The organism is Streptomyces sp. NPDC023157, assembly GCF_055560575.1.
The window spans coordinates 319166-335315 of record NZ_JBVHIL010000003.1; the positions used below are offsets into that span (position 1 = coordinate 319166).

Below are 16150 nucleotides of genomic sequence, written 5' to 3' on the forward strand. Positions count from 1 at the left end.
ATGACCACGTCCTCGCAAGCCGCCGGCGGCCCGATTCCCGGCCCCGCCTCCGACGCGGCCCCGCGCGGCGCCACCGCGCTCGCCCGGCTCGCCCGCATGGACATCGCGTTCCTGAACTGGCGTGACCCCTGGCACCCGGACGCCGGCGGCGCCGAGGCGTACGCCCACGAGATCGCCCGGCGGTTCTCGGCGGCCGGGGCGCACGTCACCTTCGTCTCGTCGCGGTACCCCGGCTCGCGCGCCCGGGAGTACCGCGACGGGATGCGGATCGTCCGGGGCGGCGGCACCTTCGGCGTGTACGCGGCGGCCGCGGCCCACCTGCTGCGCAACCGGCACGCGTACGACGCCGTCGTCGACTTCCAGAACGGCATCCCGTTCTTCTCGCCGCTGTTCACCCCACGCTGGACCGCCGACGTGTGCGTCATCCACCACGTCCACCAGCACCAGTTCGACGTGCGGTTCCGCTGGCCGATGAACGCGGTGGGCCGGTTCCTGGAGAAGCAGGTCAGCCGCACCGTCTACCGGGGCCGGCCGGTCGTCGTGGTCTCCCCCTCGACCCGCGAGGGCGCGCGGCGCGAGCTCGGCTTCGGCAACACCCTGCACATCGTGCCCAACGGGCGCCCCGCCGGGGCGCCGGACGCGCCCGACGGCGCCCGCAGCGAGACGCCCGCGCTGACCGTGGTCAGCCGGCTGATGCCGCAGAAGCGGGTCGACCTGCTGGTACGGGCCATGCCCGCGCTGCTGCGCCGGATCCCGGCGCTGCGCGTGGACGTCTGCGGCGACGGGCCCGAGCTGGCGGCGCTGAAGGAGCTGGCGAGCCGGCTCGGGGTGGCCTCCGCCGTCGTCTTCCACGGGCGCGTCAGCGACGCGCGCCGGGCCGAGCTCTTCCACCACGCGTGGCTGACCGTCGTGCCCTCCGTCGCCGAGGGCTGGGGCCTCACCGTGATCGAGGCCAACGCCGTCGGCACCCCCGCCCTCGCCTACGACGTGCCGGGACTGCGCGACGCCATCCAGCCGGGCGTCAACGGGCGGCTGCTCGACCCGTCGGCCGACCTCGCCGACGGCGTCGCCGCGGCGCTCGCCGAACTCGCCGACCCCGCCGCCCGCGCACTCGCCGCCGCGCGCTGCCGCGCCTGGGCCGCCGTCTTCTCGTGGGACGCCAGCGCCGAACGGCTCGCGCAGGTCCTCCTGGAGGAGCTGCGGCGGATCCACCGGCACCGGCGCTCCCGGCGCGGCCCCAACGACCTCGCCGTACTGGGCCGGTTCACCGCCCCGGACGCCGAGGCCGTCGAGCGGGCCGCCCGCGACGGGCTGCGCCAGACCGACGTGTGGCGCCGCGAGGGCGACTCCTTCCAGGTGCTGCTGCACGGCTGCGACGAGGTGCAGGCGCTGGCCGCGCTCGCCCGGCTCGGCGTGCGCGACGCGTCCGTGGCACTGGCCGGCGGCCGGGACGTCCTGGTGGGCGGGGCGTCCCGGCACCTTCCCGGCACGGCACGGCGCGCCCCTCGGGCGCCTCGCCCCGACCCCGGGCGGGAGGCCGGGTCATGACCTCCGCGCAGCCCGTCGCCGCCCGCTCCGAGGCGCTCCCGGACGCGGTCACCGCCGTACGCGGCGCCCGCTGGATCGCGACGGCCGCGGTCGCCGCGGGCGTGCTCAACTACGTGTACGCGCTGGCCCTGACCCGGCTCCTCGACGTCTCCGCGTACGCCACGTTCGCGGCGGGGCAGGGCCTCGTCGTGTGCACGGCGGCGGTCGCCGTGGTGACCGTGCCGTGGATGCTGGCGCAGGCGCTGGCGCGGGCCCGGTCGGAGGCCGAGCGGGCCGAGGCGGTGCGGTTCGCGGTGGTGACGGGGGTGGCCGGCGGACTGGTCGCGGCGCTCGTCGTCGGGACGGTGTCCGCGCAGTTCGCGGGTGCGGCGACCGTCGCCGCGATCTCGGCCGCCACCTTCCTCATCTACGTGACCCGGGTCAGCGCGGGCTGGCTGCAGGGCACCGAGCGGCTGCGCACCCTCGCGGTCGTCACCGCCGCCGAGGCGGTGCTGAAGCTGGCCGTGGGGCTGCTGTTCGTCTCGGTCCTGGGCCTGGGCGAGACGGGCGCCCTCGCGGCCTTCGCCGTCGCCGTCGTGCCGTACTTCTTCTGCCGCCCCCGCCATCGGCACGGCGGCCGGGGACGTCCTTGGCTGGCGGCGGCCGGCAACCGTGCACTGTGGCGGCGGGCCGTCGGGGTCGCGTCCCTCCAGGGCGTGGTCGCGCTGATGGCGGCGGTGGACGTGATCCTCGTGGCGATCCTCCCCACCGACCGTTCCGCGGCGGCGAGCTACCAGGCCGCCGTGATGCTGGGCCGGGTGCCGCTGTTCCTGGCGGGCGCGGTGTCGATCGCCTTCCTGCCCGCGCTGTCCCGGCGCCGTGCGGGCACCCCGCTCGCGGGCGACGCGCTGCGGATGTACCTGATGGTGGCGCTGCCCATGACGGCGGTCGCCGCCACCACGCCCGCCGCCCTCCTGGACGTCCTCTTCCCCTCCGGTTACGCCCGGGTCAGCTCGCTCCTCGCGCTCACCGCCGTGACCGGGCTCGCGCTCGGGGCGCTCACCCTCCTGGTGACGTTCTGCCAGGCCGTCAACGACTACGCGTGCCTGCTGCCGCTGCTCACCGGGCTGCTGCTGTACGTGACGGGGCTCGCCGCGGGCTGGTCGGCGGACGGTGTGTTCGGCATGGCGGTCGGCGGTATGTGCGGCACGGTCACGGCGCTCGCGCTGTTCGCCGTCCGGCATGCCCGCCGGTACGGGTTCGGCCCGCTGAAGGGCCTGTTCGGGGTGTCGCTGCTGTGGCCGCCGGTGCTCGTGGCGGCGCTGGCGCTGCTGCGGCCGCACACGGTGGCGTGGCTGCTCGCCGCCGTCACCGTCACGGTCCTCGCGCTGTGGTGGTTCTTCGGGCGGCGCAGTGAGCCCACCGGTGGCGGGGCGCCGGAGCCGGCAGCGTCCGGGCCCGCGGCCCCGCCGGACGAGGAGCGGTCCGTACGCCTGCTGGTGGACGCGGTGTGGCGGGGTCGGCCGCGGCCCGCCGGGGACGCGGAGCTGCTCGGGGCGCTGGCCGTGGCGCGGCGCAACCAGGTCGAGGGCCTGCTGGCGCGCGCGTATCCGGACCGGCTCGCCGACATCCGCGCCGAGGTGGACGCCGCGACGGGGCTCTTCCGGCGCAACCTGGCCGAGTCGACCGCCCTGCTGCGGTCCGCCGGCATCCCCACCGTCCTCATCAAGGCCGACCTGTCGGGCGACTACGTGTACGGCAACTTCGACCTGGTGGTCCCGACCGGCCGCTGGCAGCAGGCGCAGGAGGCGCTGGCGGGCTGGTACGTGCACCGGGAGCGGTACTGGCTGGAGCGTTCCAGCAAGGTGCTCCTGGAGCCGGCCACGGGACCCTCGGCCCATCTGCACATCGCGGTCTCGTGGTTCGGGGTCCCGGTGGTGCCCACCGACCGCCTGTTCGCGCGCGCCGTCCCCGGCGACGGCGGCAACGGACACGGCAACACCGGCAGCACTGACGGCACTGACGGCACTGGCTACAGCAGCAACACCGGCAACGGGCACGGTGACGGCGTCGGCTGGCTGGTGCCCTGTCCCGCCGACCGGCTGCGGATCTGGCTCGCCCACGCCCTGTTCCAGAACCTCACTCTCGACCTGTCCGAACTGCTCGCCCTGCGCGAGCTGCTGAGCCCCCCGGTGGTCGCCGAGGCCCGCCGGGAGGCGGCCCGCGAGGGCTGGTCGGCGGGCGGCGCGCGCGCCCTCGCCACGGCCCTCGCGGCGATGGAGCGGCTCGACCGCGGGGAACCGGTGCCGCTGCCGGTGCCGCTGCCCGTGGCGACCTCGCTGCGGGCCGGGGCCGAGCACTCGGGCCATCTCCTCGGCGCGGGGCGGGTGCGTACGGCGGCCCGCGAGGCCTCGCTGCGGGTGCCGCTCGTGGTGACCAAGCGCGTGCGGAGGCGGGTGCCATGACCAGGATCACGAGCGCGGGGACGCCTGCCGGTCTCGGGCCGCACGGTCCCCTCCTGGTGGGCGTGTCCGGGCCGGACAACACCGGCAAGTCCTCGCTGGTGCGCGCGCTCGCGGGCCTGCTGCGGCAGCGCGGGTTCGCGGTGGCCACGACGCACTGCTACGGATGCTTCCTCTGCCGGGGCTTCCCGGTCCCCCCACGGGTGAGGGATGAGGGGGGACCGGGAGAGACGGGGAGGACGGGGAGGACGGGGAGGTCGGGGAAGACGGGGGCGGACGAGTGGGCACGGCGGTCCGCGCATCCCGAGCGCCGGGGATCGCGGTTCCGGCGTGCCCACGCGTTCCTCGACGCGGGCGAGCTGGCCCTGCGGATCAGGGTGGCCCGGCTGCGCGTCGGGCTGCGCGCCCGGGGCCGCCCCGCCGTCGTCGTCACCGACCGCGGCCCGCTGGACGGCCTGGTCAAGTTCGACCTGCCGCCCGGCCGTGGCGCGGCCCGGACCTTCGCCCGGGCGGCCGAGGGCTATGACCTGACCCTGCTCCTGGAGGCCTGCCCCGACACGCTGAACGGACGCGGCTGGGAGGCCGCCGCGGGCTCCCCCGCCGCTTGGTGGGCGCGGTACCGCGCGTGGGCGGCCCGGCTGGCCCGGGTGGCGCGGGTCGACGGCGAACGCCCGGCCCCGCTGGTGGCCGTCGCCGCCCTGGAGCACGTCCTGGACTCCGTACGTCTCCTGGAGCGTCCTTCCGGGCGGGAGTCCGGCGGGCGCAAGCGGGTCGTGGTGTCCATCTACGACGACGCGGAGAACGCCGACTACCGGGGCGGCGGGGCGCTGGTGGTGGAGAAGCTGGCACGGCGGCTCGCCGAGCAGTACCGGGTGACCGTGGTGACCGCCGGGCGCCGGGGCGGGGCCCGGCAGCGCGACGGTGTCCGCTACGTCCGGCTGCCGGTGTGCCGGGCCGGGCCGCGCGCCGGACAGCTGCTGTTCCTGATGCTGCTGCCGGCGGTGGCGCGCCGGATCCCGCACGACGTGTGGCTGGAGAGCTTCACCCCGCCGTTCTCGACCAGCTTCCTGCCGCTGGTCACCCGCTCCCCCGTGGTCGGCATCGACCAGGGCCGGGCCGCCGAGGCGCTGTCCCGCCGCTACCACCTGCCGTTCACGCTGGTGGAGCGGCTGGGACTGCGCTGCTACCGGCACATCGTGGCCCTGAACGAGGCCGACGCCTCGGCCGAACGGCTGCTGAGCCCGCGCGCCGACGTCCATGTCATCGCCAACGGGGTGGAGCCGCGGCAGCTCGACGACGCCCGCCTCGGCAGCGGCGACACCATCCTCTTCCTGGGCCGGATCGACACCTGGGTCAAGGGCCTCGACCTGCTCCTGGAGGCCTACCGGCAGGCCGGCGCGCCGATGGACCTCGTCCTCGCCGGCGGCGGCACCCCCGCCGAGGAGCGGCGGCTGCGCCAGCTCCTCGCCGGACACGGCCCGGGGGTGCGCTGGGTGGGGTACGCGGACGAGGAGCACAAGCGGCGCCTGCTGCGGGACAGCGCCTTCGTGGTGCTGCCCTCGCGCCACGAGACCTTCGGCCTGGTGGCCCTGGAGGGCATGTCGTACGGCAAGCCAGTGCTGCACTTCGACCTGCCGGCGCTGCGCTGGATGCGCGGCGGCGGCGACGTGGCCGTACCGCCCTTCGACACGGCGGCGTACGGCGCGCGCATGCGGGCGCTGGCGACCGATCCGGCGCTGCGCCGGCGGCTCGGCCGGCAGGCCGGTCTGGCCGCCCAGCACTACACGTGGGACGAGATGACGGGCCGCTATCTGGCCCTGGTCCGCCGGCTCGTGGAGGTGCCCGCCGTACGGCGGCGGCCGAGCAACGACAGGGGTGCGCCATGGCGGACGACCCGCTGACCGCGATCACCGGCCGTACGGCCCCGCTGCTGGTCCTCTCACCGCATCCGGACGACGCCGTGCTGTCCTGCGGCGCCCTGCTCGCGGCGGTGCGCAGACCGGCCACGGTGACGGTGATGACGGTGTTCACCGAGGCCGCGCCGCCGCCGCACACGCTGTCCGCCCGGCAGTACCTGCGGCAGACGGGGGCGGAGCACGCCGACGAGCTGTACGCGGAGCGGCGTGCCGAGGACCGGGCGGTACTGGCCCGCCTGGGCGTGGTCCGCTTCCACGCGGGCTTCGTCGACGGCCTGTTCCGGCGCAGTCCCGATCCGGGACGGTGGCGGGTCCGGGCGGCGCGGCTGGTGCCCGAACTGGGGCACGTCTACCCGACGTACCGGCTGCACCTGTCCCGTGGCCGGCTGTCGCCCCGGGACGGCGAGACCCTGCGCCGGGTGACCGAGACCATCCGGGAGCTGCTGCCGCGCGGGCGCGGTCTGCTGCTCGCGCCGCTCGGCGTCGGCGGGCACGCCGACCATGTGCTGGTGCGCACGGCGGCGGCGCTGAGCGGGCTGCCGGCCGTCTACTACAGCGACTTCCCCTACAGTCTGCGGGCCGCCGCCGACCCGGCGTTCACCGGGCGGCTCGACGCCACCGAGGCGACCTGGGACCAGGGGCTCGACGCCAAGGCGGAGCTGATCCGGGGGTACCGGACCCAGGTGGACGCCCTGTTCCCCGGCGGGCGCATCCCCCGCGTCCCCGAGGTGTACCTGCTGCCGGCCGGGCTGTCGGAGGCGGCGGCCCGTACCGTCGGAGGCCTGTCATGACCCTCCCCCGCCCCTCCACCGCGCCGGCGTCCGAACGGGACGACGGGCCGCCCGGGGCCGCGCACGGCCGGGCGCCGCGGCGGCCGGTCCCCACGTTCGTGTACGCGCTGTGCGCGGCGGCCCTCACGGTGACGCTGCGGCTGGTGCAGGTGGGGCGGGCCGGTGACCTGTTCGTGGACGAGCTGATCTACCAGGACCTGGGGCGCGGCGCCCTGCACGGTGGCTTCCCCGGCACCGAGGAGGGGCTGTTCTTCCTCCATCCGCCCGGGTTCTTCTATCTGGAGGCCGGCTGGATGAAGCTGTTCGGCGAGCACCAGGACGTCATCGCCGAGGTGCACTCGCTGCGGGTGCTCAACGCGCTGCTCGCCGGGGTGACGGCCGCCCTCCTGGTGGCCCTGGTGGCGCGGATCCGGTCGCGTCCGGCGGGCCTGGTCGCCGGTCTGGTCTTCGCCCTGGACCAGTTCTGCATCCGGCAGAACAACCGGGTGCTCCTGGAGACCGGCACGATGGTGTGGGTGCTCGCCGGGTTCCTGGTCCTGGTGCCGCTGTGCCGGGAGCCGCTGCCGCGCGGACCTCGGCTCCGGGCCGTCGCCGCCGGACTGCTGCTCGGTACGGCGGTCCTGACGAAGGACCACTCGGCGCTGATCACGGTGCTTCCGCTGCTGCTCGCGCTGGCGCTCGGCTGGGGGCCGCCACGCCGGCTGACCGCGCTGGCGGCGCTGGTCGCGGTGGTGCCGTACACCGTGTACGTGAGCCTGGTGGTGGGCTTCGGCCACGGGCCGCTGTTCTGGGACGAGAAGACGTACGGCGTGCGGCGGCTGCTCGGCTTCGTCCAGGAGACCGGGTTCAACGCGCCGGGCACCCCCTCGCTCGCGGGCCGCCTGTTCGCGGAACTGCCTGGGTACGCGACCACCTATCTGCTGCTCCTGCTCACCCCGGTGGCGCTGTTCCTGCTGCTGCGCCGCCGCGAGCCGGTGTACCGGCTGCTCGCCCTCTTCCACGCCTGCGCGATCCTCACCCTGGCGTACGCGCTGGGGCTCGGCACCCTGGAGGAACAGGCGCTGTACCTGCTGTTCGTGCCGAACCTGGTGGCGCTCGCCGTCACCGTGCCGGTGCCCCGGCACCGGCCCGCGCTGCGGGCGCTGGCCGTGGCCGGCATCCTCGGCGCGCTCGTCACCCCGTCGGTGGTGTACGCCCAGGACCGCTGGCAGCCGGACGACGGCTTCGCGAAGCTCCAGGCGTACCTGCGGACGCACGTCCCGGCCGGCAGCGGCATCGTGACGGTCGACGGGCAGCGGACCCGGGGCGTCAGCTACTGGACCTTCGAGGACCGCTACCGGATCGGCAACTGGACCACCCCCGAGGAGCGCAGCGCGCACCGCGCGCAGTACGCCATCGTGCCCTGGAAGGTCGTCGAGCAGGGGTACGGGCGCACCCCGCTGCCCGAGGTCCGCGAACTCACCCGCGGGGCCCGGCTGCTGTTCGACTTCCAGGGCCCCACCTACGGATCGCTGGCCCTGTACGAGCTCCCGCCGCTCCCCGACCGCCCGGCGGGGCCGGGATGAGCACGATCCCGCGCCGCCCGCGCGTCCTGCTCCTGACCAGCAGCCCGCTGGACGGGGCGGACGGGGCCGACGTGCGGCTCGCCTCGGACGTGCTGGGGGCGCTGCCCGACGTCGAGTTCACGTGGTTCTCGCAGTGGCCGCACCGGCGCGGGCGCCCGCCGCCGCACCCGCACGGGGCGCGCGCGGTGCGGATCGTGTCCCGGGACGGGGTGCCGCACGTGCCCGAGCGGGTGCAGTCGGCGCTGGCCGGGGCGGTGTTCGCGCGCCGCTGCGACCTGGTGCACGCCTTTCTGACCGTCGGCCGCACGTTTCCGGCCTTCTCCCGGCTGCGCCCGCTGCTCCTCGGCACCCGGCCGGTCGTGCACACCGTCCCCGGGGTGATGGACCAGCGGCTGCTGCCCCGGGTCCGGCCGCTGGGGACGACGGTGGCGCTGTCGGAGTCGATGGCGCGCCGGCTGCGGGCCGCGCGCTTCGGTGACGTACGGGTGATCCCGCCGATGATCCCGCTGGAGGACTGGCCGCCGCGGCCCCGTCCGCGCGGAGTGCCGCTGGTGCTGTACGCGGGGCACCACGACCCGCAGGGCGGGGCGGAGACCGCCGTCGAGGCGGCGGCGGAGGCCGCCCGTGCGGGGGCCCGGTTCCGGCTGGTGCTCGCGATGCGCGGGCGCCCCGGGCAGGTCACCCACGCTCTGGAGGAGGCGCTGCGGGAGAAGGCGGGCGCCGAGGGGCTGGTGGACGTGGAGGTCCGCGGCTACGTCGACGACATGCGGGAGCTGATCACCTCCGCGCATGTGCTGCTGTTCCCGCCGCCGGTGATCGGCGGCAAGGCGGACATCCCGCTGACCGTGCTCCAGGCGCTGGCCACCGGCCGGCCGGTGATCCTCAGCGACCTGCCGCAGTTCGCGGACTTCGGCAACGCGGTGCTGCGGGCCCCGGCGGGCGACGCGCGCCGCACCGGTCAGCAGCTGGTGTGGCTGCTCGACCAGCCGCGCTCCTGGGACGTGCTGGCGGAGCGCGGGCGGGCGGCGGTGGAGGAGCACTTCGGGCCCGAACGGTTCGCCGCGCAGTACGCGGCGCTCTACCGGGAGCTGCTGTCATGAGCCGCCCCCGGCCGGTGACACACCTGTCGCTCGGTCTCCTCGCGCTCCTCGCGGCGCTCGCGCTGATCGCCGCGACCGTCGGCACCCTGGACCGGAGCACGCCGGGACCGGCCGCCCCCGCGTACTCCTTCGGCACGCTCCAGACCGATCCGGAGCGGGCGGCCACCGAGTACGCGCACGGGCTGCGGGTCGCCCATCTCCAGATCGACTGGAGCCGGTTCGAGCCCCGGAAGGGCGTGTACGACGACGGGTACGCGCAGCAGGTGCGGGAGCGGCTGCGGGCCTTCCGGGACGCGGGGCTCCAGGTGGAGGCGGGGCTCGGGCTCAACCACCCGCCGGACTGGCTGACCGACGCCTACCCCGAGTCGGTGTGGCGCAACCAGTACGGGGAGACGTCCGCCACCACGCCGAACATCGTGTTCAGCGCCCCCGTCAGGGCTGAGGTCGCCTCGTACGTACGGCAGGTGAAGGACCGGATCGGGTTCGACGAGATCGGGGCGATCCGGCTCGGGATCGACGAGAACGGGGAGTTCGGCTATCCGGCGCCCGCGTCGGACGGGCACGACGACGCCGAGTTCTGGGCCTACGACCGGCACGCCCAGGCGGCGAGCCCGTACCCCGGCTGGCGGCCCGGGGAGCGCACGTACCAGGGGGCGCCGTTCACCGAGCGCCAGGTGCGGCGCTGGTACGACTGGTACCTCGCCTCCCTCGCCGACGCGGTCAACTGGGAGATCGGCCTGTACGCCGGGCTCGGTCACCACGGGCCGCTGAAGGTGCTCGTGCCGGGTGCCGGTTTCTACCCGGCCGACTACACGGCCGCCGTCTCCGGGTACCTGGAGGGGACGCGGTCGGCGCGGCTGATCGGCCGGGGCGTCGGCTTCTTCGTCACGCTGGGGCTGCTCGACCACCGGCCCGGCGTGCACCTCGTCACCACCGCCCTGGTGGACGGCACCGGCGACCCCGTCGACAACGGCTGCGGCCCGGGCGACGCGAGGACGGTCGCCGCCGCCGTCGCGGGCGGCGCCCCCGCCGCCGACGACGCCGTCCGCTCCTGGTCCTCGCCGCGCTGGGTGGCGGCGGTGGCCCGCTCCGAGGGCTTCGCCCACCTGGACGGGGAGAGCGCGGGCCAGCAGGTGGCCCCGTACGGGCCGGGCGTCATGGCGGCGGCGTTCCGGCAGTTCGACTCGTGCCGGCTCGAAGGGCTGATGTGGGCCTTCGACCACAACCTGTACGACGGGACGCCGGGTTCCTCGCTGGAGGCGTACACGGCGATGGTCCGGGCGCGTACGGACGGGGGCTGACGGGGCGGGACGGGACACGGCCGGCTCGGGGCGGGGCGGGCGGTTCAGGACGGGGGCCGCTCGGCGGTCAGGAGGAGGACGCCGGTGTCCCCGTACTCGGGCAGGGTGCGGTCCTTGGCCAGCCGGGAGATGCGCAATGCCGTGGTGCGCGGGGCGAACACGGAGCGCAGCGCCGTCTCGTCGACCGGGCAGGCGGGCCACACCGGGCCGTCGCCGATGCGGTAGCTGGGCATGCGTTCCATGAAGGAGGCGACGAGCCGCCCGCCGGGGCGCACCGCGCGGACGAAGGCCTCGCACAGGGCGGTGAACTCGGCGAAGTCCTCGGTGACGCTCTCGGCGACGAAGTTCATGGAGGCGCTGTCGTAGACGCCGTCGGCGAGGTCGCCCGCGTCCCCGGCGACGACCCGGACCCGGGCGAGGGCCTCGGGCAGGGTGGCGGGGAGCGTGGGGTTCAGGGTCCGGCACAGGTCGTAGAAGGTCTCCCAGGCGGCGTCGGGGCCGTGGGCCAGCTGCCCGCGGAGGTAGGCGCGGCCGGCGGAGGAGGGTTCGAGGGCGTCGATGCGGCGGACGGCTCCGGCGGCGAGCATCAGCGGGTAGAGGTTGGGGCCCGCGCCGAGTTCGAGGGAGCGGGCGGTGCCCCGGGGGGCGAACCCGCGGTAGAACGCGGAGTGGTGGTGGATGACGCCGATGTCGCAGGGGTGCAGCCGGCGGTAGTTCTCGGCCAGGTAGGCGTCGACGGGCCAGGCGTCCCAGTCCGCGTCACGGTTACGGCGCGGCGTGTGCCGTCGCGGGGCGGCGCGGCGGGCCGTGGACATCACGGCTCCGGGGACTGGCCGGCCGGGACCGCGCCGGGGCCGACGGGCGCGCTGTGCTGGAGCGGGAAGCGCCGTGCGAGGGCGGTGAGCGCGTCGTCGAGCTGGTCGATCTCCTCGTCGGTGTTGGCGGCGGTGATCTGGATGCGGAAGCCGACCCGGTCGCGCGGCACCAGCGGGTAGCTGGCCAGGGTGACGTAGATGCCGCGCTCCCACAGGAAGGCGGCGACGGCCGCGAGGTCGTCCGCTGCGGCGAGGGGGATCTCGATGATGGGCAGGCCGTCGGTGTTGGGGGTGGCGATGCCCAGGCCGCGTACGTGGTGGAGGACGCGGGCGGTCCTGCGGTGCAGGTCGGCGCGGAGCGCGTCGCCTCGTTCGTCGTTGACGTGGAGTCCGGCGAGGGCGGTGGCGAGGGAGGCGGTCGGCGAGGGGCCGGAGTACAGGTACGGGGCGGCGGCCACCTTGAGGTGGTCCTTGAGGCGCCGTGGCACGGCGAGGAAGGCGAGCAGGGAGGAGTACGCCTTGGAGAAGCCGCCGACCAGGACGATGCCGTCGTAGCTCTCGCCGAGGTGGCGGACGATGCCGTTGCCGCGCGACCCGTACGGGCTGGTCTCGCCCGGGGCGCGTTCGCCGATGACGCCGAAGCCGTGGGCGTCGTCGACGTACAGGAGGGCGCCGTTGGTCCGGCAGACGCGGGCCAGTCCGGGCAGGTCGGGGTAGTTGCCGGTCATGCTGTTGACGCCGTCCATGCACACCAGCCGGGGGCCGCCGCCGGGGGCCGCGCGCAGCATCGCGTCGAGCTCCCAGGGCCGCTCGGCGCGGAAGCGGTGCACCTCGGCGCCCTGGCCTCGGGCGACGACGCAGGCGTCGTAGATCGTGCGGTGGGCCTGGGCCTCGACGTAGATCCGGCCGCCGGCCGCGAGCAGGGGGATGACCGACTGGTGGATGAGGGTGATGGTGGGCAGCAGGAGGGTGTCGGGGGCGCCGAGCAGATCGGTGAGCCGTTCCTCGATGCGCGGGTAGAGCCGGGGGCTGCCGATGAGCCGGGACCAGCTGGGGTGGGTGCCCCAGGCGCGGACCTGGGGGTCGATGGAGGCCATGATCTCGGGGTCGAGGTCGAAGCCGAGGTAGTTGCAGGACGCGAAGTCGATCAGCCAGTGATCGCCGACACGGAGCCTGCGCCCGTCGATCTCGTCGATGACGGCGTCGCACATGGGGCTGGTGCGCTTGAGCCGCTCCAGGTCGTGCCAGCGGGCGTCGGAGCGGGCGGAGGCGGATCCGGTTCTGGATCCGGGGCCTGATCCGGGGCTTGATCCGGGGGCTGATCCGGGGGCTGATCCGGGGGCTGATCCGGGGCTTGATCCAGGGCTTGATCCAGGGGCTGACCCGGCGCCTGCCCCGGCGCCTGGTCCTGAGCCCGAGGTGGGCGCGGACGCTGGGTGTACTCGGGTGGAGTGGGCGGTCGGGCGGGCGGCCGGTTCGGGGGCGCGGTGCAGGAAGGTCTCAGCCTGGTGGGCGGTCATCGGCCGGGCGAAGAGGAAGCCCTGCCCGTAACGGCAGCCCATGTCGGCGAGGAGGGCCCGCTGCGCCTCGTTCTCGATGCCTTCGGCGACGACCTGGAGCCCGAGGACGTCGGCGATGCGGACGATGCCCTCGACGAGCGCGACCTGCTGGCGGTCGGTGGTGATGTCGTCGATGAACGACTTGTCGACCTTGAGGACGTCGATGGGGAACTCGCGCAGATAGCTGAGCGAGGAGAAGCCCGTGCCGAAGTCGTCGATGGCGATCGAGACCCCGAGGTCCTTCAGGGCCCGCATGGTCGTGCCGATCTGCTCGTCCCTGCCCATCAGCACGCTCTCGGTCAGTTCCAGGACGAGGGAGTCGGCGGCGAGCCCGGTGGAGCGCAGGGTCCGCCGGACCACGTCGAGCAGCCCGGGGTCGCGGAACTGGCGGGCGGAGACGTTGACGTTGGCGCGCAGCGGCGGGGTGCGGGGGCGGGACCGCTGCCAGCGGGAGATGTCCCGGGCCGCGTGGTCGAGGACCCAGGCGCCGAGCGGCATGATGTGCCCGCTCTCCTCGGCGAGGGTGATGAACTGGTCCGGCGGGACCATGCCCCGGCGGGCGTGCGGCCAGCGGATCAGGGCCTCGAAGCCGGCCAGGGCGCCGTCGTCGACCTGGACGATGGGCTGGTAGCGCAGGGCGAAGGCGTGGTCGGCGATGGCGGTGTCCATGCCGGCCTGGAGCTCGTGCCGGGCGACCAGCCGGGAGTGCAGCTCGGGCCGGAAGCGGCGCCAGCGCTTCTTGCCGGCGGCCTTCGCGGCGTACAGGGCGAGGTCGGCGTGGCCGAGGAGTTCCTCGGCGTGGGCGCTGTCGAGGACGGTGGCGACGCCCACGCTGGTGGAGACGGAGACGGCGCCGTCGGTGAGGCGGAAGGGCTGGCTGAGGGTGTGCACGATCTCGGCGGCGAGGGCCTCGGCGTCGCCGGGTTCGCGGGCGCCCTCGATGAGGACGCCGAACTCGTCGCCGCCGAGCCGGGCGGCGGTGTCGGTGAGCCGGAGGACGGAGGTGAGACGGCGGGCGACGGCGACGAGGAGTTCGTCGCCGACGGAGTGGCCCATGGTGTCGTTGACGACCTTGAAGTCGTCGAGGTCGACGAAGAGCATGCAGGTCAGGGTGGCTTCGCGGCGGCCGCGCAGCAGGGCGCGCTCGATGCGTTCCAGGAGCAGTACCCGGTTGGGCAGGCCGGTGAGCGAGTCGTGGAAGGCGCGGTGGGTGAGCTCGCGTTCCAGTTTGCGCTGCTCGGTGACGTCCCGGAGGGTCAGGACCAGGCCGTGGACGGTGGCCTCGTTGCGCAGATTGCTGCAGCGGACCTCGACCTCCAGGTCGGCGGCGCCGCCGTGCAGCAGTTTCCAGTCGTCGCGGGCGTCGATGTCGCCGCGCGCGCGGACGTCGGCGAGGATCCGCAGGGCGCTCTGCGCGTCGCCGGGGGCGAGGAGTTCGGTGAGGGGGGTGCCGGGCAGCAGGGAGTGGCCGAACATCGACTCGGCGGAGGGGCTGGCGTACCGGACGGTGTCATCGTCGTCGACGATGAGGATGACGTCCGAGGTGTTGTGCACGAGGGTGCGGAAGTAGGCCTCGCTGGTGCGGCGGCTGACCTCCTCGCTGAGTCCGAACCGCTCCAGGGCGAGCGCCGCCTGGGAGGCGAGGGACTGGGCGGGGCCGGAGATCTCGGACAGCTTCTTGTCCGTGCCGGCGAACAGGAGCGTGCCGAGCAGCGGCTCGCCGGCGGCCGGGGCCTGGAGGGCGAGCGGGCAGACCAGGACATGGCTCTCGGGCTCGGCCGCGGCGGCGAGGGCGGGGTCGAGGCGGTCGACGGGGAGCAGTCGCCGGCCGTCTCCGAGGAGTTCGGCCCAGGGGATGCCAGGGGAGCCGGGGCCGGTGATCTCCGCGATCTGGATGTTCCACGGGTGGCCGGCGGTGGGCACGGCGGTGAGCCGGCCGCGCCGGTCGCGGGCGAGGAGCATCGTGCGGTGCGGGGTAGCGGCGCCGAAGAGAGTGGCGGCCGCGGTCTCGACGGCGGCGGCGACCTCGCGGGGGCTCAGCGCGGCGACCAGGGAGGCGGCGGCGACGCGGAGGCTGCGTTCGCGGGCCTCGGACTTGCGGTGGTCGGACATCATGCCCCAGAGCCGCACCAGGACGAGCAGGAACATGATCGCGGAGAAGATCGCGATGACGCCGACGTCCCGGTCGGGGTCGCGGCGCAGCGACTGGAAGAGCAGCAGGGCGGGCGCGATGAGGGAGGCGATGGCCAGCAGCAGGAGCCGCCGTTCGGCGATCCCGGGGGCCGGTGCGGGCGCGGGTTCGGTCAGGCCGGTCATCGAGGGGTGGAGGGCGGCGAGGCCCCAGGCGGTGAAGAAGACCACCCAGCCGAGGTCCCAGGGGGTGCCGACCTGCCAGGTGCCCTCCATCTGCTGCATGCCGTAGACGACGTCGGAGAAGAGGATGCCGCAGGTGCCGAGGGTGAGCAGCTGGACGGCGCGGGAGCGCAGCCCGCCGGGCACGAGGAGCCGGGCGAGCATGGCGAGCATCAGCACGTCGCCCAGGGGGTAGGCGATGGAGATCGCGCGCTCGACCCAGGTCATGTCGGGGGACGTGGCGAGCGGGGTGATCAGGTTGACCCAGGAGAGCAGGGCCAGCCCGGAGGTGAGGATGAGCGCGTCGAGCGCCACCGCGAGGTCCCGTCCGGCGGCCCGGTGCCGGATGAAGCCGAACAGGCCGAGGGCGAAGAGCGGATAGGTGGCGAGGTAGAAGGCGTCCGCGACGGAGGGGAAGGGCCGGTTCTGATGGAAGAAGGCTTCCAGCACGTTGTACGCGGTGTCGCCCGCGACGAAGGTGAAGTTGGCGGCGGCGAGCACGAGCCAGGGCCAGCGGCGGGCCGGCCGGTGCAGCCGGACGCCCGTGAGGATGGCGGCGACCCCGCTGAGGCCGATGAGCGCCCACAGCACGGTGTGCCGGGACGGCACCTCCAGGTAGGCGACGGTCAGGGCGGCCACGAACAGCACGTACAGGACGGTCCACCGGCGCAGTGGCCCGGACTGCTGTCGCAGCGGCATCATCGACCGCCCCCTTGCCAGGTGGCCCGCAGGACCCCGAGTACGTCCAGTCTCCCGGGTACG

At 75.0% G+C, this 16150-nt stretch carries 9 protein-coding genes; 7 read left to right on the forward strand and 2 right to left on the reverse strand.

The annotated features are described in order from the left end of the window. The 7 genes from ACZ3ZE_RS12655 to ACZ3ZE_RS12685 are packed head-to-tail and all read left to right on the forward strand — an operon-like array spanning nt 1 to nt 10662. Nucleotides 1–1548: a glycosyltransferase family 4 protein gene (locus ACZ3ZE_RS12655; RefSeq protein ID WP_467258887.1), complete on the forward strand. Its 1548-nt coding sequence runs from the start codon at nt 1–3 to the stop codon at nt 1546–1548. Beyond that, nucleotides 1545–3992 (forward strand): lipopolysaccharide biosynthesis protein, encoded by a 2448-nt coding sequence (locus ACZ3ZE_RS12660; protein WP_467258890.1) that lies wholly within the window; start codon nt 1545–1547, stop codon nt 3990–3992. Before ACZ3ZE_RS12655 ends, ACZ3ZE_RS12660 begins: the two co-directional genes overlap by 4 nt. Beyond that, nucleotides 3989–5890 (forward strand): glycosyltransferase family 4 protein, encoded by a 1902-nt coding sequence (locus tag ACZ3ZE_RS12665; RefSeq protein ID WP_467258893.1) that lies wholly within the window; start codon nt 3989–3991, stop codon nt 5888–5890. Before ACZ3ZE_RS12660 ends, ACZ3ZE_RS12665 begins: the two co-directional genes overlap by 4 nt. Then, the gene (locus tag ACZ3ZE_RS12670) at nt 5872–6696 is read left to right on the forward strand and encodes a PIG-L deacetylase family protein (protein WP_361179214.1); all 825 of its coding nucleotides are present in this window, start codon (nt 5872–5874) and stop codon (nt 6694–6696) included. The genes ACZ3ZE_RS12665 and ACZ3ZE_RS12670 overlap by 19 nt, the downstream gene beginning before the upstream one ends. Next, a complete protein-coding gene (locus ACZ3ZE_RS12675; RefSeq protein WP_361179217.1) occupies nt 6693–8261 on the forward strand; it encodes an ArnT family glycosyltransferase in 1569 nt (522 codons plus the stop codon). Before ACZ3ZE_RS12670 ends, ACZ3ZE_RS12675 begins: the two co-directional genes overlap by 4 nt. After that, a complete protein-coding gene (locus ACZ3ZE_RS12680; RefSeq protein WP_361179220.1) occupies nt 8258–9361 on the forward strand; it encodes a glycosyltransferase family 4 protein in 1104 nt (367 codons plus the stop codon). The genes ACZ3ZE_RS12675 and ACZ3ZE_RS12680 overlap by 4 nt, the downstream gene beginning before the upstream one ends. After that, nucleotides 9358–10662: a beta-galactosidase gene (locus tag ACZ3ZE_RS12685; RefSeq protein WP_467258896.1), complete on the forward strand. Its 1305-nt coding sequence runs from the start codon at nt 9358–9360 to the stop codon at nt 10660–10662. The genes ACZ3ZE_RS12680 and ACZ3ZE_RS12685 overlap by 4 nt, the downstream gene beginning before the upstream one ends. Nucleotides 10663–10706: 44 nt before the next feature. On the opposite strand, the gene ACZ3ZE_RS12690 is transcribed toward ACZ3ZE_RS12685, so the two are convergent. Both ACZ3ZE_RS12690 and ACZ3ZE_RS12695 read right to left on the reverse strand, forming a co-directional pair. After that, a complete protein-coding gene (locus ACZ3ZE_RS12690) occupies nt 10707–11477 on the reverse strand; it encodes a class I SAM-dependent methyltransferase (RefSeq protein ID WP_361626462.1) in 771 nt (256 codons plus the stop codon). Further along, on the reverse strand, nt 11477–16090 hold the full coding sequence (locus ACZ3ZE_RS12695; RefSeq protein ID WP_361626465.1) for an aminotransferase class I/II-fold pyridoxal phosphate-dependent enzyme: 4614 nt from the start codon (nt 16088–16090) through the stop codon (nt 11477–11479). Before ACZ3ZE_RS12695 ends, ACZ3ZE_RS12690 begins: the two co-directional genes overlap by 1 nt. Nucleotides 16091–16150: the final 60 nt, after the last annotated feature.

Excerpts from the sequence above, each read along its gene's own strand:
- ACZ3ZE_RS12670 (WP_361179214.1), top strand. The coding sequence starts at position 5,872 with ATGGCGGACGACCCGCTGACCGCGATCACCGGCCGTACGGCCCCGCTG.
- ACZ3ZE_RS12675 (WP_361179217.1), top strand. The coding sequence starts at position 6,693 with ATGACCCTCCCCCGCCCCTCCACCGCGCCGGCGTCCGAACGGGACGAC.
- ACZ3ZE_RS12660 (WP_467258890.1), top strand. The coding sequence starts at position 1,545 with ATGACCTCCGCGCAGCCCGTCGCCGCCCGCTCCGAGGCGCTCCCGGAC.
- ACZ3ZE_RS12655 (WP_467258887.1), top strand. The coding sequence starts at position 1 with ATGACCACGTCCTCGCAAGCCGCCGGCGGCCCGATTCCCGGCCCCGCC.
- ACZ3ZE_RS12690 (WP_361626462.1), bottom strand. The coding sequence starts at position 11,477 with ATGTCCACGGCCCGCCGCGCCGCCCCGCGACGGCACACGCCGCGCCGT.
- ACZ3ZE_RS12680 (WP_361179220.1), top strand. The coding sequence starts at position 8,258 with ATGAGCACGATCCCGCGCCGCCCGCGCGTCCTGCTCCTGACCAGCAGC.
- ACZ3ZE_RS12665 (WP_467258893.1), top strand. The coding sequence starts at position 3,989 with ATGACCAGGATCACGAGCGCGGGGACGCCTGCCGGTCTCGGGCCGCAC.
- ACZ3ZE_RS12685 (WP_467258896.1), top strand. The coding sequence starts at position 9,358 with ATGAGCCGCCCCCGGCCGGTGACACACCTGTCGCTCGGTCTCCTCGCG.
- ACZ3ZE_RS12695 (WP_361626465.1), bottom strand. The coding sequence starts at position 16,090 with ATGATGCCGCTGCGACAGCAGTCCGGGCCACTGCGCCGGTGGACCGTC.